Here is a 19,105-nt window from a genome sequence, read left to right as displayed (position 1 = left end):
TTATATTCATTCCATCTATAACGGCAAACTGGCGATGATGCTGTTATAGACTTTTACTGCAATAAAAACGAATCCCAATACTAGTGTGCTCCAGAGGATGACCTGGAAGAACACAATCCCGATTAGGCCGGACATGGTCAGACTTTGGCTGACTTTATAGACAAAATAAAAGAAGTAAATCAGTGTTGCCAGTGCAAAGATCGCGCCGATTCCAATCCAGCTATAAATGCTGACAAGCGATGCCGCTCCGGCTGCAAAATAAATCGTTGCGCCATGATGGATCCGGTTAAGGCTTTCACCCTCGTGGTCCTTTGAAAAAAATAGCAGGCTGACCTTGTTGACTGTATCAGCTATCAGCTTCAAAGCAGCAAAAATCATAAAATAAAGCGCCATGAGCAAAGCTAGAAGGGATAGTTTGATTCCTGTTTCGGAGAAAAACTCCAGCATTCCTTCATATATACCTGCATTCTTCAGGATGGATATTAATTCAATCTCGGTTCTGATTGATAAGGATAAACTGAACATGATGATCGCCAGCAGAGGAAAATAGCCGGTTAAGTACGGATTTTTCATAATAAAAGCTTCACTCAATTCTTTTGTTGTTCTATTGAACATTATGAAAGAATTGGTTTCTGGCGGCAATATAAAATTGATTTAGATTCGCTTTCCACAATAATAAACCCAAAAGAAAAAAAGCTCCTTTTGAAGGAACTTTAAATTTTTTTGAAACCTTTTGGGGCTTCATCCGTATAAACAAGCTGATGCCTATCGAGGCACTATGCGGACATATTCTCTTGAACCAAATGGCAGTATTGATTTAGCTGTTTCAACCTCGTCCAATTCCGTTTGCTGGACACGCAGCAAACCGGGATCCGCGTCTGTCCCTTTACGTGACAGCTCCTTTTCGTCCATGTTATCGAGAATTGTAAACCCCGCCAGCAAACTTAAGAAAATTCCTCCGCATACAACAAGTTTCCGGGTCATGGCTTATCCCCCCTATTCATTGTTAGTATGCAAAAATTGCGGCATTTTTATTCAACACACTGATAAAACCTTGTCTCATCAAGGTCGATGACATGCATCTGATTATTTTTTACGATATAATTTTTACATCAGTGACTAGAAGGCATGAACTTGGTTGAATTGGTAAAAAATATAATGTTCATCTGGCCAAGAAGAAGTAATTCGTAATTGGAATTATAAGGAGGTATTATCATTTGTCGTTACTTCACCTAGCAGTTATTTCACCACTTCTACTCGCGCTCTTAATTCCATTTTTACATAAGCACTTCCGCAAAATTCATACCGGGTGGTTCTTGCTGCCGCTGCCCGCAGTGCTTTTTGGATATTTCCTGCAATTCATCAGCGTCACTAGGCAGGGCGATACTGTCATGGAAACCATCCCCTGGATTTCATCTCTCGGGATTGACTTCACCGTCAAGGTTGATGGACTAGGCTTATTATTCGCCCTTCTTATTACAGGAATAGGCGCGTTGGTCGTACTGTATTCGATTTATTATCTGTCTCCTGAAAAGGAAAAATTGAATACATTCTACATCTATTTGCTTTTATTCATGGGTGCCATGCTTGGCGTGGTGCTGTCGGATAACTTGATTGTCCTGTATGCATTCTGGGAGCTGACCAGTTTTTCTTCATTCCTGCTGATCGGTTACTGGAACCATCGGGAGCGTTCCAGGTATGGAGCTCAAAAATCAATGCTGATCACTGTTTTTGGCGGATTGTCGATGTTCGGGGGAATCCTGCTGCTCAATTCGATCACTGGGACCTTCAGCATCACCGAAACAATTGCCATGTCCAATGAAGTCGTCAACCATCCGTTGTTCACGGCTACATTGATTTTGTTCCTTTTAGGGGCATTCACAAAGTCTGCCCAGTTCCCATTCCATATCTGGCTTCCAGATGCGATGGAAGCACCGACACCTGTCAGTGCGTACCTTCACTCAGCGACGATGGTCAAGGCGGGAATCTATATGGTAGCCAGAATGACGCCAGTGTTTGCTCACTCTGGAACATGGGTCTGGCTTGTTGCCGGCATCGGGATCATCACTCTGTTCTGGGGTTCCTTCTCTGCCGTCAAACAAGTTGACCTTAAGGCGATCCTGGCCTTCTCGACTGTCAGCCAGCTGGGCATGATCATGTCCTTGCTCGGCGCTGGAGCAGCTGCGCTTCACTATGGAACAATCCAGGATGGCTATTACATCGTAGCTGTCACTGCAGCAGTGTTCCACCTGATCAACCATGCGACATTCAAGGGAAGCCTCTTCATGGTCACCGGTATCATCGACCATGAGACAGGGACAAGGGATATACGCAAGCTCGGCGGATTGATGAACTTCATGCCAATTACCTTCACTCTTGCGATCATCGGTACATTCTCAATGGCCGGTATCCCGCCTTTCAACGGCTTCTTAAGTAAGGAAATGTTTTTCACGGGCATGCTTCGTATCGCTGAAATGGATATTTTCAGCTTCGATACATGGGGCATCCTGTTTCCGATCATCGCCTGGACAGCAAGTGTGTTCACTTTCCTGTACAGCATGATCTATGTATTCAAGACGTTCACTGGCAAATACCAGCCAGAAAAACTGGACAAGAAGCCGCATGAAGCACCAGTGGGCATGCTGATTCCGCCTGTCATCCTGGCATCCCTTGCAGTGATTATCGGTATTTACCCTGATGTCATCTCTGGCAGATTGATCTCTCCTGCATTAAGGTCGATCCTCCCTGCCCTTTTGGATGACAGCAAAGCATACGAAGTCCATATCTATCACTGGCATGGCTTCACGCCTGAATTATTCATGACAATTGGGGTCATTGCGGTCGGAATCCTGTTATACAAAACGCTCACTAAATGGACAGGTGTTTACAGGGCCTTCCCTGAAAAACTTGCTCTCAACCGTTTTTATGACAGTGGGCTCGAAAAGCTGGAACTCGGTTCACTCAATATCACGAGAGGATATATGACCGGGTTCATCAGAACATACCTTGTTTACATTTTTACATTCTTTGTGCTTGCCTTGGGTGTGACGCTCTTCTACAGAAATGCATTTGCACTTGATTTCAGCGATGTAGCACCAATCAGATTTTTTGAAGTCGTGCTCGTCGCGATCATGGCTATATCCGCAATTACAATTTTGTTCGCTAAATCAAGGCTCACATCCATCATTTTGCTTGGTTCAGTTGGATACACAGTTGCGCTGTTCTTCGTTATCTTCCGGGCACCGGACCTGGCATTGACACAGCTCGTCATTGAAACTGTCTCAGTTGCCCTGTTCCTGCTGGCCTTTTACCATCTGCCGCAAATCAACCGGAAAGAAGAACATATGCGTTTTAAACTGGGGAATCTGCTCGTATCGATTGGTGTCGGAGTCATTGTCACCATGATTGCCTTGTCGGCTCACAGCAACAAGAGCTTCAAGTCGATCTCCGAATACTATGTGGAGAATACCTATAAGAAAGCCGGCGGAGAAAATATGGTCAATGTTATCCTTGTTGACTTCCGTGGCTTTGATACGATGTTTGAAATTGCCGTGCTTGGTATTGCAGCGCTTGGTATTTTCGCCATGATCAGACTCCGGCTGACAAGGGGGAAGGAATAAGATGAAAACCAACGATGTAATCCTTCAGACGGTTACCAAAGTTACCTTGTTCATCATCATCCTGTTTTCAATCCATCTATTTTTCGCAGGACACTATTATCCTGGCGGCGGATTCATCGGCGGATTGATGACATCAGGAGCGATCGTCCTTTTGCTGCTGGCTTTCGATATCAAGACAGTAAAGTCGATTCTCCCAATTGATTATATTAAGCTCACAGCAATTGGACTTCTTTTTGCGATAGGAACGGGTGCAGGAGCATTGCTGTTCGATATGCCATTCCTGACACACGCCTATACGTACGTGAACATGCCGCTGCTCGGGAAAACCTCCCTGCATACTGCGGTATTATTCGATACCGGGGTATACCTGGTTGTCATTGGTGTGACAATGACCATTATTCAAACGATAGGAGAGAGCGAATAATGGAAATCTTAATGGCTTTTCTTGTTGGTATCTTGTTTATGACAGCAACCTATCTCATGCTTTCGAAAAGCTTGCTCAGGATCATTATCGGTACCGGGCTGCTGAGCCACGGAGCCCATCTTCTGCTTTTGACCATGGGCGGCTTGAAGAGAGGGGCAGCACCGCTTCTTGGTGAGAATGCGCCTGCTTACGCAGATCCTCTCCCCCAGGCTCTCATCCTGACTGCCATCGTCATCAGCTTTGGCGTGACAGCGTTCTTCCTGGTATTGGCCTACCGCGCGTACCAGGAGCTTGGGACTGATAATATGGATCGCTTGAGAGGAAAGGAAGGACATGAATAATCTAATCATCTTACCTATTTTAATCCCGCTCATTACCGGGGTTATACTGATCTTTTTCACAAAAAATATACCGGTCCAGCGCTGGGTTTCGGCAGCAGGCTTCCTGCTCATGATCGTTGCTGCCGGGATGCTTGTAAGCCATGTTTACCAGGATGGCATCCAGACCATGCATCTCAGCAACTGGGAAGCACCATACGGCATCACGCTGGTGTCAGATATGTTCTCGGCACTGCTCGTCTTGACGACAAGCATCATTTCTTTCTTCGTGGTGCTGTACTCATTCAAGTCAATCGGTGAGGAACGGGAAAAATTCTACTATTATCCTGTCGTGAGCTTTTTGATCGTCGGGGTCAATGGCGCATTCACCACAGGCGATATTTTCAACCTGTTCGTCTTTTTTGAAGTCATGCTTATGTCTTCTTATGTATTGCTTGTCCTGGGAGGCACCAAAATCCAGCTTCGCGAGTCAATCAAATACATTCTCGTGAATATCATTTCATCTGCACTGTTCGTCATTGCCGTCGCCTACCTGTACTCAGTGGTCGGCACCCTGAACATGGCGCATATTTCTTTAAGGCTAAGCGAGGTCAGCGATTTGACGATCATTACCGTGATCGCTGTATTGTTCCTGATCGTATTCGGTCTCAAAGGAGCGATTTTCCCGCTTTATTTCTGGCTGCCGGGCTCTTATTACGCACCGCCGGCTCCTGTCATGGCCCTGTTTGGCGCTTTATTGACCAAGGTTGGCGTCTATTCCATCACAAGGACCTATACTCTGTTCTTTTACCATGACACAGGATATACGCATGAGCTTCTGCAGATAATGGCCATCCTGACGATCATTGCCGGTGTCATTGGGGCAGTAGCATTCACGGATATCAAGAAAATCGTGATCTATAACATCATTGTCGCGGTCGGTGTCATCCTGTTCGGAGTGTCCGTATTTACAGAGAATTCACTCGCAGGCTCTGTTTTTTACATCATCCATGACATGAATATCAAGGCCGCTCTCTTCCTGCTGATTGGAATTGTCATCAGCATTACCGGGACGAGCGACCTCAATAAAATTCACGGGCTGATTCACAGGTATCCCGGCGTTGCCTGGACATTCTTCATTGCATCGGCTGCACTTGCAGGCATACCTCCGCTGAGCGGTTTCGCAGGCAAACTCCTGATTGTGCGTTCCGGTTTTGAAGCAGAAGATTATATTGGCGCGGCATTTGTTCTGATGTCCAGCCTGCTGGTCCTATTCTCGGTCATGAAGATTTTCATCAGAGGGTTCTGGGGAGCGCCGAGAGCGTACAAAAACGAAGAGAATGCACCAGTCAAGTGGCTGTTGTTCGCTCCGGCCCTGTTGACAGCCTTCGCCGTCCTCTATGGTTTCGGGACCGAAGCAATCTATCCGGTCATCTCAATGGCTGCTGAAACACTCGCCAATCCGGAAATATACATCAATGCAGTTTTAAAGGAGTGATGAGCTATGGCTTTTCAAATTTTGCTGAACTTCATTCTGGCATTTGTATGGATGTTCCTTAAAACATCCTACTCACCGGCCTCCTTTTTTGTCGGATATTTATTAGGCCTGCTCATCATCTATATGTTCCGCCGTTTTTTCCATACGCGGTTTTACTTGTTAAGGGTTGTGGCTGTATTAAATCTTCTCTATATTTTCTTAAGAGAATTACTGTTATCGAATATAGCTGTCCTGAAAGTCATTTTAAGACCTAAGCTCAATATCAGGCCGGCGATCTTCGCCCTTCCTACTGAGCTCAAGGAGGACTGGGAGATCACAGTGCTCGCCAATCTGATTACATTGACACCAGGAACCCTTGTCATCGATGTCTCGCCCGACAACAAAATCCTGTATGTACACGCGATGGATGTCAGCGACATTGATGAAGCGATCCAGGGAATCAAGAATACGTTCGAGAAAGCGATCATGGAGGTGAGCAGATAATGTTTGAGGCTATTTTGTGGATATCAGTGACATTCATATCTTTGGCGATGATCGGCCTGATTTTCCGTGTCATCAAGGGGCCGACAGTTGCAGACAGGGTTGTTGCCCTCGATGCGATTGGAATCAGCCTTGTGTCGGTTGTAGCCCTCGTGTCGTTACTGCTCGAAACCAGTGCCTTCCTGGATATTATCCTGCTGATCGGGATCCTGGCTTTCATTGGGACAGTAGCCTTTTCAAAGTATCTTGAGAAGGGAGTAATCATGGAATATGACAGATCTGGAAATAGCTAAGTTTTTTGCTGGGATTTTCATTTTATTAGGTGCATTCCTAAGTCTTGTGACGGCATTTGGCCTGATCAGGCTTCCTGATGTCTACACCAGGAACCATGCGGCATCCAAGAGTGCGACATTAGGGGTCATGTTTGTGCTTCTCGGTACTTTTATCTATTTTTATTTTGTTGAAAACCACTTTAATTCAAGATTGCTGCTCGGGATTGCGTTTATCCTGCTCACATCACCAGTTGCCGGCCACTTAATCGGCAGGGCTGCCTATAATTCTGGCGTAAAACCGACAGACCTGACCGTACAGGATGATTTGGCAACGGCAAAAAAAACCCTGGCAGCGATGGATCAACAAAAGTAAATACTCAATCGACCATCAAGGGTAATCCACCCCTGATGGTTTTTTATTTTTGGAAAAGTTCAATCTTTATCCATACCCTTCTTCTGCGGCTTGGCGTATATTTAGGGTGAATAAGCTGAAAGGAGGCTTACAGTCATGGTTCAAGCCGAGTTCGCGATCATTGGCGGAGGAATAAGCGGGTTGAGTACAGCACTTGCCCTGCAGCGTAAAGGTTTCCGTGCGGAAGTTTATGAACAGGCTTCCGGGATGAATGCGCCCGATACAGGCATTGTCCTATGCGGGAACGCAGTACGTGCCTTCTATATCCTCGGCCTGGGTCCTAAATTGCTGGAGTATGGATTAGCCTCTGACATTTGTCAATTAAAATCACATTCAGGCGAACTCATCGCTGAATTCAACTATGATGCTCCAACCCATATCCCAAACTATCTGTTCATCCAGCGATCAGTCCTTCACACACTTTTAGCAGACGCACTCCTTCCCGGCTCACTTCACTTCAATAAACTTCTAATCGATTTAAAACAGGACCAACATAAAATCCATGTATCTTTCCAGGATGGAAGCCAGGCCGTGTCAGACTTCGTAATCGGCTGTGACGGAGCAGACTCCAGAATCAGGTCACAGTATATGCCTGATGGTAAACTCCACTATACAGGCTATGTTTGCTGGAGAGGAATCGTCGAGGCGCCATCAATAGAGCCGATTATGTATTCGGAAACCTGGGGACCGAGGGGACGGTTCGGAATAGCGCCCATGCCAGGCAATCGCCTGTATTGGTATGTGTTCAAAAAAAGCTGAACACACCAGAGAAGATTTAGCCAAATGGACCCCTATTGACCTGCTGTTCAACTTCTTTTATTACCATGAACCCATTCAGGAACTACTCGAAAGCACAGCTCCCGAGAACATCCTTTTCGATAAATTATATGAGGTTAAGAATGTGGAACATATTCACACAGGCCAGATTATTCTGCTCGGTGATGCTGCAAATGCCTCCATTCCCAATATCGGACAGGGAGCATCACAGGCGGTTGAAGATGCCGTCTATCTGGCGAAGTGGGTCAGTACCGTCAGCCCTGTTGAGGATGCGATCCTAAAGTATGAGCAGCATAGGCAGGAACGGATCAAGCGGATAAAAGATGATATGAAATTATACGGACTGGCAGCAAGGATTGATTTCCCCCTCCTTTGCTCGCTCCGCAATAAAATGATGCAGCTGACCCCTGCCTCCTACCATAGCGGGAAGCTGAGGAAAATCATTGAGATTGAGGAGGAGTTGTAAGGAAAGACTTTTCCGCGGTTTACTGATCAGTCGCAGGTTTAAACCTTTATTGGACAATTGCGAGGGCTCTTGGTTATAAAATGGCCATGAAATCACTTTTATTAGACATTTCGATTGGCCATAGCTTCTAAAATGTCATTTAAACATGAATATGAGCAGGGCCATATCAAAAAAATCAGCCATTATGGCTGATTTACTTTCGGCGTTTTATGACGGCAATGGTGCATCTTGAAATGCACACCAGGTTCTCTTCTTCATCCATGATTTTAATATCCCAGACCATCGTTGTTTTCCCCTGGTGCACTACTGTCCCTACAGCAGTGACGATTCCGTCTCTTTTCGCTTTGATATGGTTGGCGTTGATTTCGAGGCCGACGACGACTTCATTTTCCTGATCAACCAGTTCGAATGCGCCGATGCTGGCGACAGTTTCCGCCAGTGCCACAGAGGCTCCTCCGTGAAGCAGGCCAAACGGCTGCCTTGTCCGTTCATCCACAGGCATCGTTGCGATGACCTTTCCTTTTTGCAGCTCTGTCACTTCAATTCCCAGTGAGCCGAGCAGGGTGTTATGTAAATCCATATTTGCTAACCTCCTTAGATTTGGCAAACAACTTGCGGTGAGAATCGGGGAAACTAGGTTTGTCCTGAATGGACACATTCCTAACTTGAGGTGATCCGGATGAACCGAATTCGCGAAGGCATGATTCCCGCTGTCCTTGGAACAGCTGTTACTGCTGCTGGATACGCTATGAAGCAAAATCGCAGTATCGATAAAATGATCTCCAACACTGTATTCGGATTTGGATTAGCTCATATCGTCTTGGGTGCCATTGACCTGGTCGAACATCGGAATGAAATTTAAAAGTAACAAAAAAGGCGGCTATTTAGGCTGCCTTTCCTGCACCATCGCCTTTTGGGCAACCTTCCATTTTTTCCTTCGCACCATGATGAAAACGGTGATGACGGCTGCTCCCAGGACAACGAGCCATAATTCTTCGTTGTACTTCATGATTGTGTCCATTTTATCTCCGAATAAGTAGCCAAGAGTGAACATGATTGTAACCCAAAGGAAAGCGCCGCTGTATGCAAAAACTGCAAACGTTTTATACGGCAGACGGCTGAAGCCATACAGCAATGGTACCAGATTTCTCACTCCTGGAACAAAGCAGCTTAAGGACAGTGAAAAGGCATGATACTTCTCCATCAGCTTCATCGAGGATTCAATGGAGTTGGCGAACCTTTTCTTCTTCTTTAAGTATCTTAGCAGCCGTGGACCCACAATTCTTCCAATCAAATAGGTTGTCGTGAAAGCAGCTGAAATGCCTGCATATGAAACCAGGAAAGCCAGGACAGGTGTCAGCGCGCCGTTGGAGGAGGCAAAACCGACTGTCATCAACAGCACTTCATTCGGGACGGGAATGACGAACATCCCGAACCATAGCCACAAAAACAGCCCAAGATAGCCTCTGTCTTCAATGACGCCAATAACTAGATCCAAATCCATGAGCTCCCCACCCTTCTCTTCCGCATTGGTCCAATTCTATTTCACTATAGAAGTATATGTATATCAATTCTCCCTTAGAGGTTAATTCCCTCTTTTTTTCATTTTAAAGCCTTTTAAGCTTTTCCAGGTTTCATACTTCAATCATTATTTTCATACATTGAAAAAGACCATTCTGGATAGGAGGAGAAGCGCACATGCATTGTTTATTTTTATATGATGAACAGCTGAAAAAAAACACACCTCTGGGGTTGCGCCCCTATCCTGAAGTAAATGCTGCCCTGTTCAGGACTTCTGCCGAAAAAGCCATTGCCTTAATGGCCGATGCTAACCTGGTCATGAAGCAAATTCTTACCTCTGACTCCTATTCGAAAAATTTAATGGAAGCCGCCCAAAAATCTGACCAGCAGGAAGTTGAAAGGCTCGTCCAATCAGCAGGAATCAAGAAAAAGCCGAAGATCACCTATAACCCTGACGGAATCACTATGAACTTTGTGGATTATGTAGATGAAAAGGAATGCTGTCATATCATTACCCAGCTGAGGTGGGTGTAAAAATATGCAAAAGCCGCTGTCCAGATCAAGGAACAGCGGCTTCAACCTTATTAAAGGGTATTATTAATAGTATCCGTACGGTCCACCATATGGAGGGTATCCATAAGGCGTATAGAGCGGATATGGCTGCTGCGGATATAATAATGCGCTCCCTAACAGGCCGCCAAGCACGCCGCCGATGAACGGTCCTCCAAAGCCATAACCAAAACCAAATGGGCGTCTTCCACCATAGTATGGTCTTCTTCTATGCATCAAGCTACCTCCCTCTTTTCTATGCCTATACTCTTTCATATGCATACAGTGAGATAGTTGAATGGGCGTTTGTCCATTATAGTACAAAAAAAGCCTAGTCCCAGGTCATCCGCTGTTCTTTCCACGGGTCACCATACATATGGTACCCATTTTCCTCCCAGAAACCAGGTCTGTTCTCAAGGCTGAATTCAATGCCCCTAAGCCATTTTGCACTTTTCCAAAAATACAGATGCGGGATGACTGCCCGCAATGGAAAGCCATGCTCAGGAGTCAGGGCTTCGCCATTGTGCGAATGGGCCAGCAGGCTCGTTTCTTTCAGGAAATCCTCGATTGGCAGATTCGTTGTCCAGTTTTCCTCGGCATGGAGAATGACAAACCTGGCCGCCTCTTTTGGCCTTGCCAGCTTTGCCAGCTGCTGTGTGGATACCCCTTCCCAAACATTATCCAGCTTCGACCAGCCTGTCACACAATGGATATCGTTTCCTGACGTTGTCTGAGGCAGGTCCATCAGTTCTTTATAAGATAAAATCACTTCATGTTCGACCTGTCCAAAAATTTTAAGGGTCCAGTTATCGAGATTTTTATAGTAAGGGACATTTCCATAATGCAGGACTGGAAATGAGGTCGTGACATTCTGGTTTGGAGGAACCCTGTCAGATGGGCCCTTTTTTCGTACTTTTCCAAAATACATCTTGATCACCTCTTAGTCTTATCCTACCTAAATTAATAGGTAAAATAAACAAAGCCGGCCTGCGGTTTATCGCAAGACGGCTTTGTTTTAACTGATTATAATACCATTGCGGCAATCCAGCCGAAGATGATCAGCGGAATATTATAGTGAACGAATGTAGGAACAACGGTGTCCCAGATGTGATTGTGCTGGGAATCGGCGTTCAAACCGGCAGTCGGTCCAAGCGTACTGTCGGATGCCGGTGAACCTGCGTCCCCAAGCGCTGCAGCCGTGCCTACGATCGCGATGGTAGCCATCGGACTGAAGCCGAGTTGAAGGCTTAGTGGTACAAAAATCGTCGCGATGATCGGGATCGTGGAGAAGGATGACCCGATTCCCATTGTGACAAGCAAGCCGACAATCAGCATCATCAGCGCGCCTAATGCTTTGTTGTTGCCAATGGCATCAGCAGCCTGAGCTACGAGTGTGTCGACATGTCCAGTTTCTTTCAGCACTTCAGCAAAACCGAAGGCTGCCAGCATGACGAACCCGATAAAGGCCATCATCTTCATGCCTTCTGTTAAAAGATTGTCCGCCTCACGCCACTTGATCGCACCGCTCGCATAAACAACGAGGATACCGGCAAGCGCACCGATAATCATTGAATCAAAAATGATTTGAGCCGCAAGTGCAGCAATGATGGCGATGAATGAGAAAATGATTCCCAGTTTTGAGTATTCATTTTTTTCTACCTGCACAATTTGATGGTCCTGATACTCCCTTGGTTTACGGTACGATACGAAAATCGCAATCAGCAAACCAAGTACAAGTCCTGCTACAGGCAGAAGCATGGCCGTTGGAATATCGCCTAAGTTGATTTCCATGCCGCTGTCTGACATATTTGTCGCCAGGATCTCATGAAAGATTTTACCGAATCCAACTGGCAGCAAAATATATGGTGCGGTAAGTCCGAACGTCAATACTGCCGCAATCAGACGGCGGTCGATCTTAAGTTCGTTAAAAATGATCAATAACGGCGGAATCAGGATCGGAATAAACGCGATATGAATCGGAATCAGGTTTTGCGAGAAAATCGACATCATTAAAATAAGGATAATAATGATTGCTTTGGAGTATGTCTTTGCCTTTGATTCGCCTTTCTTGCCGATCAGGTTGATGATCCAGTCAACCAGCAGATTTGGCAGGCCAGTCTTTGAGATGGCAACGGCAAATCCACCCAGAAGCGCGTAGCTGAGTGCCACCTCTGCGCTTCCACCCAGTCCTCCTGAAAATACTTCTATCGTTTTTTCTATACTTAAGCCGCCTGTCAGCCCGCCAATGAGCGCTCCCGCAATCAATGCCAATACAACATTGACGCGAAGCAGGCTCAAGACAAGCATTGCCAGGACAGCAACTACAACTGCATTCATGTTATGTGCTCCTCTCGATGTTTTTCGTTTTTCGCTTTAGTTTGGTAAATTGGTAGAGAATTAAAATGACAAGTATTAAATTATCATAGATTCGTTTTTTCTGTCAACTGGTATTTTTTCATGGGATTCAGGATGCCTGGCCGCTATAGCTTAGTTTTATCTCTCTATAGTTACCCAAATTCACACTAAAAAACCCCAAAGCTCCTTCGCTTTGGGGTCATTCATTATTCCTTATCTCCTGTTTCAAATCTTTCTACAAGCAATGCAAGTGTGCGGGCCATGACGCCGGTGGCACCTGCTGGGCCAAGATCATACTCCTTGCTTGTCGTCGCTGTTCCGGCAATATCCAGGTGAACCCATGGCGTGCCTTCAGCGAACTCTCCGACGAATGCTCCGCCCATGATTGCATGGCCTTCTGCGCCTGGTGAGTTGTTCAAGTCTGCGATCTTGCTGCTGCGGACACGTTCGATGTCGCGTTCAAACAGCGGCAGGCGCCAGATTGGCTCACCAGATTCATAGGATGCCTCCAGTACTTGCTCGAAAAACGTCTCATTGTTCGTCAAAGCCCCTGATGTATGCAAACCAAGAGCCGTGATGACACCACCTGTGAGGGTAGCGATATCCACTAAATAATTTGCTCCATGATGCTTGGCGTAGGTCATCGCGTCAGCAAGCACAAGTCGGCCTTCCGCATCGGTATTCAGCACTTCAATTGTCTTGCCGCTCATTGATGTAATGACATCATCCGGCTTGAATGCTGTGCCGCTGATCATATTGTCCGTAGATGGAATGACAGCCACGACATTTTGCTCCGGCTTGATTTCGCCGATGATTTCCATCGCTCCAAGCACGGCTGCAGCGCCGCCCATGTCGGATTTCATGCCAACGATGCCAGCTTTCGTCTTAATCGAATAGCCGCCAGTATCAAACGTGATGCCCTTGCCGACTAATCCGATGACATCCGTCCACTCCTCCTTGCCCTGATATTTCAGGACAATCATTTTAGGCGGTTCAGCTGAGCCCTGGTTTACAGCAAGCAGTGCACCCATGCCGAGCTTTTCCATTTCCTCTTTTTCGAGCACTTCTGCTTCGAACTCATATTTCTCAGCAAGCTTCAAAGCATATTCCGCCATGTCAGTGGCTGTCAGCAGATTCCCTGGTGTATTTACGAGCGTACGCGCAGAGTTCGTTCCTTTTCCGAAGACATAGCCGACCTCTAGGGCAATTTCAAGATCCCCTTCTTCATCGGCACTGTACACGGTCAAGCTTTCGATACGCTTCTCAGGCTCATTTGATTTTTGCTTATAGCCTTCGAATTCGTATGTCGCCATCGGGAACGCCTCACCCAACGCATGGGCAGCATCATTCAGCTCGACTTTCCCACCTGTGAACGTATCGAGAAGCACAGCAGCTTCGGTCCACTTTTCCTGTTTAGCTGTCTTGAACAGACGGCCGAAAGCGTCCCTTAGCACTTCAAAATTGATTTCTTTTTCATGTCCCAACCCAACGAAGTAAATTTTTCGTGCACCGGTTTTTCCGAAAGTATGTATTTTCGTAATTGCTTTTTTCTTAGTAGAGATGTCCCCGCTTTTAATCAGCTCCGTTAACTGGCCGTCGAAAAGCTGGTCCGCTTCGCCAAGGACGCCTTCCACTCCTGATGGCTTATTGAACAGGCCGACTACCAGACAGTCATGGCTGTTTGTAAAATCAAATTGATCAAGTACTTTAAACAAATTCCTTCACCTCCGAATGTATAGTTCCATTATATCGAAACTCTTAAAATATTTCGACTTCCTAATTGAGTTGATCGTAACAATTTTCAGTCTTCCAGATACAAAAATAAAACAGGAAGCTCCGGCAGCTGCGCGACTTCATCATAGGGAACGCGATCTACATGCGGCGGAAAGGTCCCAAGGCATTCCTCGATGAAGGGATAGACTTTTTCGAGGTCGAGCCCCCAGTGGACTGGACGGTAGGACTGCAAATAGTCATGCGCAGCCTGCATCATCAGCCGGGCTCCCTTGACGTTACCATAACTGTAGTGATAAATTGCAACGCTCATCTGCAGCAGGCCTTTTAAAAAATAATTGCCTTTATCGGTCATCCACATATCTTCAAGCAAGTCATGGCAGGTATAATAATCGCCTTCGTTGAATTTAATAAAGAACTCATAGTATTCATCGGGAAAATCTGTCAATCCATTCACCTCCATCCCAGAGTGATTAGAACTATTTTAACAAATTGCCTCAATTCGTTATAATGAAACAAATAAATATAATTTAGGCAATGACGCAGAAAACAGCTTATCTGACATTAGGAGGAACAGCCATGGAATTATTAACAAACTTTCCATTATGGGCTTCGCTTGCCGCGATTTTCTTTGCGCAGTTCGTTAAAGTCCCAATCCAATATATCGCCACGAGGAGGATCGACTGGTCATTGCTGACGAGCACGGGCGGAATGCCAAGCTCCCATTCGGCCGCTGTTACCGCGTTATCAACTGGTGTGGCGCTTGAGACAGGCATGGATTCGGCTGTTTTCGCCGTTTCGGCCGTTTTCGCGATCATTACGATGTTTGACGCATCAGGTGTCCGCAGGCAGGCTGGGGAACAAGCGATTGTCCTTAACCAGCTGGTTTCCGACTTCAGCCGGTTCGCACAGGAGGCAAAGGGTTGGCAGGATAAACCCGAGAAGGAAAAACAGAAGGAACTGAAGGAATTGCTCGGCCACAAGCCAATCGAGGTATTTTTTGGAGGTTTGACCGGAATCACCTTGACATTATTGTTGCACTATCTAATTTAAACGGAGGTGTTGTTCATGAGAGTCATATCCTTATGCCCAAGCAATACCGAGATCATGGAATACCTTGGGCTCACAGACCTCCTTGTCGGGGTGGACGATTTTTCAGACTGGCCTGAGTGTGTAAAATCGTTGCCGCAGCTTGGCCCGGACCTTTCGATTGACCTTGACATGGTCGAGGAATTGAAACCAGACCTCGTTCTTGCTTCACTGAGTGTTCCGGGAATGGAGAAAAATGTTGAAGGCTTAATACAGCGAAATATTCCACATATCATCTTGAACCCGCAATCCCTGGCAGACATAGAAAACGACCTGATTGCCACGGCCAATGCCCTGAATATGCCTGAACGCGGCAAAGAAGCCGCATCCCAGTTCTGCAAGCGTCTTGATGACATCAAGCAAAAGGGAAGCAAAGCCGCACACAAGCCTAAACTTTATTGGGAATGGTGGCCGAAACCCGTGTTCACTCCAGGCAGCATCAACTGGCTGACCGAGGTATCAGAAGCTGCAGGCGCCGAAAATGTTTTCAAAGATGTCGAGCTGGCCAGCGTGCAGACGGACTGGGATGACGTAAAATCACGAAATCCCGATTTTCTCTGCATCGCCTGGGTCGGAGTCAGGAAACAGAAAATCAAAAAGGATCTGATTACGAACCGGCCGGGATGGAACGAGCTTGATGCCGTTCGAAATGACCGCATCCTGATTCTCGAAGAAGAATTGTATTGCCGCCCATCGCCACGGCTTCTTGATGGTCTGGAAAAACTGTACGGGCTTATACATGACTAAAAAAGGCACCTTCCTATTTGGGAAAGTGCCTATACTTATTATGATTTTTTACCGCTGATATACTGCTGGCGGAATACTTGCATGGATTCATTTTCATTGAGCGCTTTTAAATCGGCTTCTGTCAGCTTGCCGTTGCCCATTTCAATTATGTATGCATCCAAAGTCTTCTTGCCCCATTTCTCGTATACATCCTTCACCGTATCATAATACAAATCTACTTTGTTCCCTTTTATCGCTCCGCCTTTGTCAGCGACAACGCCAAAACCGTAGCCAGGGATGAAAAGGATGGTCCCAATCGGAAACACGTTCAGATCTGCTGCAATCGTCGAATATAGGTCACGTTTCACCTTTACACCAGAATATGTAATTCCGTATCCTGGATGCCCGGGGTTTTTGCCCGTTGATTCAATACCCGCAGTGTAGCCGGTCGCTACAATCGTTTTGGTAGGATATTGAGACCAGTTCAGGGCTTCCTCCAGTGTCGGCGGTGTGCCGGCAACCTTTTCGCTTGATGAGATTTTTGTAGTGAAATCAGATACTTTTTTCAAGAATTTAAACGCAAGTCCAACAGATTTCTTTTTATGATCAAAAGTAGAATTCCCGTCTTGTTCTGCTCCCTCGCTGTCAAAAACGTATGTAGCAACAGTTGATGCTTCAACTCCTGAGATCGAATGGAACGTCGATGTTATGGCAGCAAAAAATAAAACCGCCATCGCTGAGCGTCTGGCCCACATTTTTAAAATATTCATATAATTTTTCACTCCTCCCAAAACTATTAATTTCCCAACGTAACAAGAAATATTCCAAAAGGAGCAAAAAAGTGCCTAAATACCTATTTACACTTCCATTAAAAGTAAAAAAATGACTGTTGGTCAAGATTATTGTTATCATAATCCATGTATTTATGTATTAAAAAAAGGCTCTTTACGTAAACTTTGTTGCTTTAGGACTTCGATCATATGGGAGCAGAGAAAATGTCCGAAGTTGGCTGGACTTCGGACAAATTCCGGTGCAGGAGCGGTGAAAATGTCCGAAGTTGATAGGACTTCGGACAAATTCCGGTGCAGGAGCGGTGAAAATGTCCGAAGTTGATAGGACTTCGGACAAATTCCTGTGCAGGAGCGGTGAAAATGTCCGAAGTTGACAGGACTTCGGACAAATTGCGGTGCAGGAGCGCTGAAAATGTCCGAAGTTGACAGGACTTCGGACAAATTCCGGTGCAGGAGCGGTGAAAATGTCCGAAGTTGGCAGGACTTCGGACAAATTCCGGTGCAGGAGCGCTGAAAATGTCCGAAGTTGATAGGACTTCGGACAAATTCCAGTGGAGAAGCAGTGAAAATGTCCGAAGTTGGCTGGATTCCTCTCCAGCCGCTTGCCCTCCGCTGGAAGAATATGAAACAGACCAACTGCCGTCTTTTTCATAAGCAATTCTTTCTTGGGGTGTGAGATGAGTCTCCACATCGCTTCCCTCTTGCGGGGTCTCACCTGACCGCTAGTCCCCTAGAAGTCAAGCGGGCTCCGCTTCAATCAACGATAACATTAGTAGGATTTTTCTTATTGGAAAGTTTTCACAATACAAAAAAACCTTCAAATAAATGAAGGTCGTTTTCTTTAAAACATTTGATATCCTTTTTTGCGCAGGAGCCTGATCACAATTCCTGCGAGGATGGCCCCGGCCATGCCGCTGCTTAAAATCAATACGTCTGCGACAGCCAGCTCGGAAATTCTCTGCCCGAGGTCCCTGAAAGCTTCTCCGCTATTTCGGAAATAATCGATAAACGGATATTTATCAATGATGAAGATTGCGATCAACGGGTAAACCACCGCCATGATCCACGACATCCTCAACAGCATATTCAGTAAGAAACCAATCCCGAAAAAAAGGACGAAAAACAGCAGCATCGAAATGATGAGTGTTACTATTGTCAGCATCTAAATCCCCCCATTACACATCATTTCTAGTTTACTGTTTGTCCTTTTTACAGTCAATGTTGGACTTCTCCTTGAGCAAGAACCTCTAAGATGATCCCCTAAAAAAAAGAAAAAACCTCGCTGATGCGAAGGTCAAGGATGCATTTCGATTATTTTTTTGATTTGCCTGAGCCGCTGCAGCATGAGCATGTTTCTGAACCGCCGAGCAGCAATTGGAAGTACCCTTTGCCAGAGCAATATGGACATTCTTTTGAGTCGTGTGTATGCATCGTCATTTATGAACCTCTCCTTTTATAATTGAATTTTCTGATAATATATCAGAGAATCTTTGTTTTTGAAAAGGTTCATATTCGGCGAAAAACAGTGATTGAAAACGGATACATCCCATTTTTTCTTCGTTTTTCTGTCACTTTCTCAAAGTTTCAGAAAATTATAAAAATAATTTATATGCCGTGTAATGGAACTGGTCACCCGGGTTCTTGCCATCCTGGCAGCTTACTGCATTCCAGGCAGGCTGATCCAAGAGGTAGTGAAGCAGCATAGAAGTTTTGGAATCCGTTTTTAATTCTTCCGGGGACATATATCTTGCTTCGTATAATTCGTTTTCCTGGGTGGTGATCTGCTGAGCTGGCAGCGGCTCCAGCAGGAATACCAGCATATTATCACTGATGGACTCTCGGATCACTCCTGTCCGAACACCAATCAGACCCTTTACGGTACACTCCACCCCTGTTTCCTCCCGTACCTCCCTGATCACCGCCTCATCCACCGTTTCCCCTTCATCCACAAAGCCCGCTGGCAGGGACCAGCTGCCCTTCAAACCGCCGTACCTTTTTTTAACAACCAGCCACCGTCCATCGTTTGCAATCACGACTCCTGCTACTCCCAGCCAGACATTCTCTCTTTTACCCATAA

The 19,105-nt window shown here is 45.9% G+C and carries 27 protein-coding genes; 14 read left to right on the top strand and 13 right to left on the bottom strand.

Annotated elements, in window-relative coordinates; all coding sequences use genetic code 11:
- Positions 1-15: 15 nt before the first annotated feature.
- Together EJA10_RS09265 and EJA10_RS09260 are read right to left on the bottom strand one after the other, a co-directional pair.
- Positions 16-573, bottom strand: coding sequence for a DUF5366 family protein (locus EJA10_RS09265; RefSeq protein WP_125479719.1), 558 nt, complete (start codon positions 571-573; stop codon positions 16-18).
- Between the two features lie 192 nt (positions 574-765).
- Complete coding sequence (locus tag EJA10_RS09260; protein ID WP_125479718.1) at positions 766-984, bottom strand: hypothetical protein; 219 nt, start codon at positions 982-984, stop codon at positions 766-768.
- 233 nt (positions 985-1,217) lie between these two features.
- Between EJA10_RS09260 and EJA10_RS09255 the strand changes: the two genes are divergently transcribed.
- The 9 genes from EJA10_RS09255 (at position 1,218) to EJA10_RS09215 (ending at position 8,266) form a co-directional block, all read left to right on the top strand.
- Positions 1,218-3,620 carry a Na+/H+ antiporter subunit A gene (locus EJA10_RS09255; protein WP_125479717.1) on the top strand — a complete coding sequence of 801 codons (2,403 nt, stop codon included), beginning with the start codon at positions 1,218-1,220 and terminating at the stop codon, positions 3,618-3,620.
- A gap of 1 nt (position 3,621) precedes the next feature.
- Entirely contained in the window at positions 3,622-4,044 is a 423-nt protein-coding gene (locus tag EJA10_RS09250; protein ID WP_125479716.1) for a Na(+)/H(+) antiporter subunit B, read from the top strand.
- Positions 4,044-4,385, top strand: a complete 342-nt coding sequence (locus tag EJA10_RS09245) for a Na(+)/H(+) antiporter subunit C (protein ID WP_125479715.1) — start codon at positions 4,044-4,046, stop codon at positions 4,383-4,385. The genes EJA10_RS09250 and EJA10_RS09245 overlap by 1 nt, the downstream gene beginning before the upstream one ends.
- Entirely contained in the window at positions 4,378-5,859 is a 1,482-nt protein-coding gene (locus EJA10_RS09240) for a Na+/H+ antiporter subunit D (RefSeq protein WP_125479714.1), read from the top strand. Before EJA10_RS09245 ends, EJA10_RS09240 begins: the two co-directional genes overlap by 8 nt.
- A gap of 6 nt (positions 5,860-5,865) precedes the next feature.
- On the top strand, positions 5,866-6,342 hold the full coding sequence (locus tag EJA10_RS09235) for a Na+/H+ antiporter subunit E (protein ID WP_125479713.1): 477 nt from the start codon (positions 5,866-5,868) through the stop codon (positions 6,340-6,342).
- Positions 6,342-6,632, top strand: a complete 291-nt coding sequence (locus EJA10_RS09230) for a Na(+)/H(+) antiporter subunit F1 (protein ID WP_125479712.1) — start codon at positions 6,342-6,344, stop codon at positions 6,630-6,632. The genes EJA10_RS09235 and EJA10_RS09230 overlap by 1 nt, the downstream gene beginning before the upstream one ends.
- Positions 6,610-6,984: a monovalent cation/H(+) antiporter subunit G gene (gene mnhG / locus EJA10_RS09225; protein ID WP_125479711.1), complete on the top strand. Its 375-nt coding sequence runs from the start codon at positions 6,610-6,612 to the stop codon at positions 6,982-6,984. Before EJA10_RS09230 ends, mnhG begins: the two co-directional genes overlap by 23 nt.
- 135 nt (positions 6,985-7,119) lie before the next feature.
- On the top strand, positions 7,120-7,782 hold the full coding sequence (locus EJA10_RS09220; RefSeq protein ID WP_125479710.1) for an FAD-dependent monooxygenase: 663 nt from the start codon (positions 7,120-7,122) through the stop codon (positions 7,780-7,782).
- 142 nt (positions 7,783-7,924) lie between these two features.
- The gene (locus tag EJA10_RS09215) at positions 7,925-8,266 is read left to right on the top strand and encodes an FAD-dependent monooxygenase (RefSeq protein WP_170169101.1); all 342 of its coding nucleotides are present in this window, start codon (positions 7,925-7,927) and stop codon (positions 8,264-8,266) included.
- A gap of 193 nt (positions 8,267-8,459) precedes the next feature.
- On the opposite strand, the gene EJA10_RS09210 is transcribed toward EJA10_RS09215, so the two are convergent.
- On the bottom strand, positions 8,460-8,846 hold the full coding sequence (locus EJA10_RS09210; RefSeq protein ID WP_125479708.1) for a hotdog fold thioesterase: 387 nt from the start codon (positions 8,844-8,846) through the stop codon (positions 8,460-8,462).
- A 99-nt stretch (positions 8,847-8,945) separates the two neighbouring features.
- Between EJA10_RS09210 and EJA10_RS09205 the strand changes: the two genes are divergently transcribed.
- Positions 8,946-9,128, top strand: coding sequence for an asparagine synthase (locus EJA10_RS09205; protein ID WP_125479707.1), 183 nt, complete (start codon positions 8,946-8,948; stop codon positions 9,126-9,128).
- Between the two features lie 18 nt (positions 9,129-9,146).
- Here EJA10_RS09205 and EJA10_RS09200 read toward each other — a convergent pair whose 3' ends face one another.
- Positions 9,147-9,770, bottom strand: coding sequence for a DedA family protein (locus tag EJA10_RS09200; protein ID WP_125479706.1), 624 nt, complete (start codon positions 9,768-9,770; stop codon positions 9,147-9,149).
- A gap of 194 nt (positions 9,771-9,964) precedes the next feature.
- Here EJA10_RS09200 and EJA10_RS09195 point away from each other — a divergent pair, with 194 nt between their 5' ends.
- Positions 9,965-10,321 (top strand): YuzC family spore coat inner layer protein, encoded by a 357-nt coding sequence (locus EJA10_RS09195; RefSeq protein WP_125479705.1) that lies wholly within the window; start codon positions 9,965-9,967, stop codon positions 10,319-10,321.
- Between the two features lie 63 nt (positions 10,322-10,384).
- Here EJA10_RS09195 and EJA10_RS09190 read toward each other — a convergent pair whose 3' ends face one another.
- The 5 genes from EJA10_RS09190 to EJA10_RS09170 form a co-directional block, all read right to left on the bottom strand.
- Positions 10,385-10,573: a hypothetical protein gene (locus EJA10_RS09190; RefSeq protein ID WP_125479704.1), complete on the bottom strand. Its 189-nt coding sequence runs from the start codon at positions 10,571-10,573 to the stop codon at positions 10,385-10,387.
- Positions 10,574-10,667: 94 nt separating this feature from the next.
- Positions 10,668-11,264, bottom strand: a complete 597-nt coding sequence (locus EJA10_RS09185; RefSeq protein WP_125479703.1) for a sulfite oxidase-like oxidoreductase — start codon at positions 11,262-11,264, stop codon at positions 10,668-10,670.
- 95 nt (positions 11,265-11,359) lie between these two features.
- Positions 11,360-12,673, bottom strand: coding sequence for a Na+/H+ antiporter family protein (locus EJA10_RS09180; RefSeq protein WP_125479702.1), 1,314 nt, complete (start codon positions 12,671-12,673; stop codon positions 11,360-11,362).
- 224 nt (positions 12,674-12,897) lie between these two features.
- Positions 12,898-14,406: a leucyl aminopeptidase gene (locus tag EJA10_RS09175; RefSeq protein ID WP_125479701.1), complete on the bottom strand. Its 1,509-nt coding sequence runs from the start codon at positions 14,404-14,406 to the stop codon at positions 12,898-12,900.
- A gap of 86 nt (positions 14,407-14,492) precedes the next feature.
- Positions 14,493-14,870: a DUF309 domain-containing protein gene (locus EJA10_RS09170; protein ID WP_125479700.1), complete on the bottom strand. Its 378-nt coding sequence runs from the start codon at positions 14,868-14,870 to the stop codon at positions 14,493-14,495.
- A gap of 131 nt (positions 14,871-15,001) precedes the next feature.
- Here EJA10_RS09170 and EJA10_RS09165 point away from each other — a divergent pair, with 131 nt between their 5' ends.
- Both EJA10_RS09165 and EJA10_RS09160 read left to right on the top strand, forming a co-directional pair.
- Positions 15,002-15,475: a divergent PAP2 family protein gene (locus tag EJA10_RS09165; protein WP_125479699.1), complete on the top strand. Its 474-nt coding sequence runs from the start codon at positions 15,002-15,004 to the stop codon at positions 15,473-15,475.
- Between the two features lie 15 nt (positions 15,476-15,490).
- A complete protein-coding gene (locus EJA10_RS09160) occupies positions 15,491-16,258 on the top strand; it encodes a cobalamin-binding protein (protein WP_125479698.1) in 768 nt (255 codons plus the stop codon).
- Positions 16,259-16,296: 38 nt separating this feature from the next.
- Here the strand turns inward: EJA10_RS09160 and EJA10_RS09155 are convergent, their stop codons facing one another.
- Positions 16,297-17,007 carry a 3D domain-containing protein gene (locus tag EJA10_RS09155; protein WP_125479697.1) on the bottom strand — a complete coding sequence of 237 codons (711 nt, stop codon included), beginning with the start codon at positions 17,005-17,007 and terminating at the stop codon, positions 16,297-16,299.
- Positions 17,008-17,544: 537 nt separating this feature from the next.
- Here EJA10_RS09155 and EJA10_RS23325 point away from each other — a divergent pair.
- On the top strand, positions 17,545-17,682 hold the full coding sequence (locus EJA10_RS23325; protein ID WP_170169100.1) for a hypothetical protein: 138 nt from the start codon (positions 17,545-17,547) through the stop codon (positions 17,680-17,682).
- Between the two features lie 187 nt (positions 17,683-17,869).
- Here the strand turns inward: EJA10_RS23325 and EJA10_RS09150 are convergent, their stop codons facing one another.
- The 3 genes from EJA10_RS09150 to EJA10_RS09145 all read right to left on the bottom strand — a co-directional run bounded on the left by EJA10_RS09150 (position 17,870) and on the right by EJA10_RS09145 (position 19,103).
- Complete coding sequence (locus EJA10_RS09150) at positions 17,870-18,190, bottom strand: YuiB family protein (protein ID WP_125479696.1); 321 nt, start codon at positions 18,188-18,190, stop codon at positions 17,870-17,872.
- A 149-nt stretch (positions 18,191-18,339) separates the two neighbouring features.
- Positions 18,340-18,465, bottom strand: a complete 126-nt coding sequence (locus EJA10_RS23320; RefSeq protein WP_170169099.1) for a YuiA family protein — start codon at positions 18,463-18,465, stop codon at positions 18,340-18,342.
- 155 nt (positions 18,466-18,620) lie between these two features.
- On the bottom strand, positions 18,621-19,103 hold the full coding sequence (locus tag EJA10_RS09145) for an NUDIX hydrolase (RefSeq protein ID WP_125479695.1): 483 nt from the start codon (positions 19,101-19,103) through the stop codon (positions 18,621-18,623).
- Positions 19,104-19,105: the final 2 nt, after the last annotated feature.

Source organism: Mesobacillus subterraneus, from assembly GCF_003937825.1.
Taxonomy (GTDB): Bacteria; Bacillota; Bacilli; order Bacillales; family Cytobacillaceae; genus Mesobacillus; species Mesobacillus subterraneus.
The sequence above is the reverse complement of the archived record's forward strand: the minus strand, read 5'-3'. Positions and strand labels throughout refer to the sequence as shown.

Coding starts and splice junctions, on each gene's coding strand:
- EJA10_RS09265 (WP_125479719.1), bottom strand. CDS start 573: ATGAAAAATCCGTACTTAACCGGCTATTTTCCTCTGCTGGCGATCATC.
- EJA10_RS09260 (WP_125479718.1), bottom strand. CDS start 984: ATGACCCGGAAACTTGTTGTATGCGGAGGAATTTTCTTAAGTTTGCTG.
- EJA10_RS09250 (WP_125479716.1), top strand. CDS start 3,622: ATGAAAACCAACGATGTAATCCTTCAGACGGTTACCAAAGTTACCTTG.
- EJA10_RS09245 (WP_125479715.1), top strand. CDS start 4,044: ATGGAAATCTTAATGGCTTTTCTTGTTGGTATCTTGTTTATGACAGCA.
- EJA10_RS09240 (WP_125479714.1), top strand. CDS start 4,378: ATGAATAATCTAATCATCTTACCTATTTTAATCCCGCTCATTACCGGG.
- EJA10_RS09235 (WP_125479713.1), top strand. CDS start 5,866: ATGGCTTTTCAAATTTTGCTGAACTTCATTCTGGCATTTGTATGGATG.
- EJA10_RS09230 (WP_125479712.1), top strand. CDS start 6,342: ATGTTTGAGGCTATTTTGTGGATATCAGTGACATTCATATCTTTGGCG.
- mnhG (WP_125479711.1), top strand. CDS start 6,610: ATGACAGATCTGGAAATAGCTAAGTTTTTTGCTGGGATTTTCATTTTA.
- EJA10_RS09220 (WP_125479710.1), top strand. CDS start 7,120: ATGGTTCAAGCCGAGTTCGCGATCATTGGCGGAGGAATAAGCGGGTTG.
- EJA10_RS09210 (WP_125479708.1), bottom strand. CDS start 8,846: ATGGATTTACATAACACCCTGCTCGGCTCACTGGGAATTGAAGTGACA.
- EJA10_RS09205 (WP_125479707.1), top strand. CDS start 8,946: ATGAACCGAATTCGCGAAGGCATGATTCCCGCTGTCCTTGGAACAGCT.
- EJA10_RS09200 (WP_125479706.1), bottom strand. CDS start 9,770: ATGGATTTGGATCTAGTTATTGGCGTCATTGAAGACAGAGGCTATCTT.
- EJA10_RS09195 (WP_125479705.1), top strand. CDS start 9,965: ATGCATTGTTTATTTTTATATGATGAACAGCTGAAAAAAAACACACCT.
- EJA10_RS09190 (WP_125479704.1), bottom strand. CDS start 10,573: ATGCATAGAAGAAGACCATACTATGGTGGAAGACGCCCATTTGGTTTT.
- EJA10_RS09185 (WP_125479703.1), bottom strand. CDS start 11,264: ATGTATTTTGGAAAAGTACGAAAAAAGGGCCCATCTGACAGGGTTCCT.
- EJA10_RS09180 (WP_125479702.1), bottom strand. CDS start 12,673: ATGAATGCAGTTGTAGTTGCTGTCCTGGCAATGCTTGTCTTGAGCCTG.
- EJA10_RS09165 (WP_125479699.1), top strand. CDS start 15,002: ATGGAATTATTAACAAACTTTCCATTATGGGCTTCGCTTGCCGCGATT.
- EJA10_RS09160 (WP_125479698.1), top strand. CDS start 15,491: ATGAGAGTCATATCCTTATGCCCAAGCAATACCGAGATCATGGAATAC.
- EJA10_RS09155 (WP_125479697.1), bottom strand. CDS start 17,007: ATGAATATTTTAAAAATGTGGGCCAGACGCTCAGCGATGGCGGTTTTA.
- EJA10_RS23325 (WP_170169100.1), top strand. CDS start 17,545: ATGTCCGAAGTTGATAGGACTTCGGACAAATTCCAGTGGAGAAGCAGT.
- EJA10_RS09150 (WP_125479696.1), bottom strand. CDS start 18,190: ATGCTGACAATAGTAACACTCATCATTTCGATGCTGCTGTTTTTCGTC.
- EJA10_RS23320 (WP_170169099.1), bottom strand. CDS start 18,465: ATGACGATGCATACACACGACTCAAAAGAATGTCCATATTGCTCTGGC.
- EJA10_RS09145 (WP_125479695.1), bottom strand. CDS start 19,103: ATGGGTAAAAGAGAGAATGTCTGGCTGGGAGTAGCAGGAGTCGTGATT.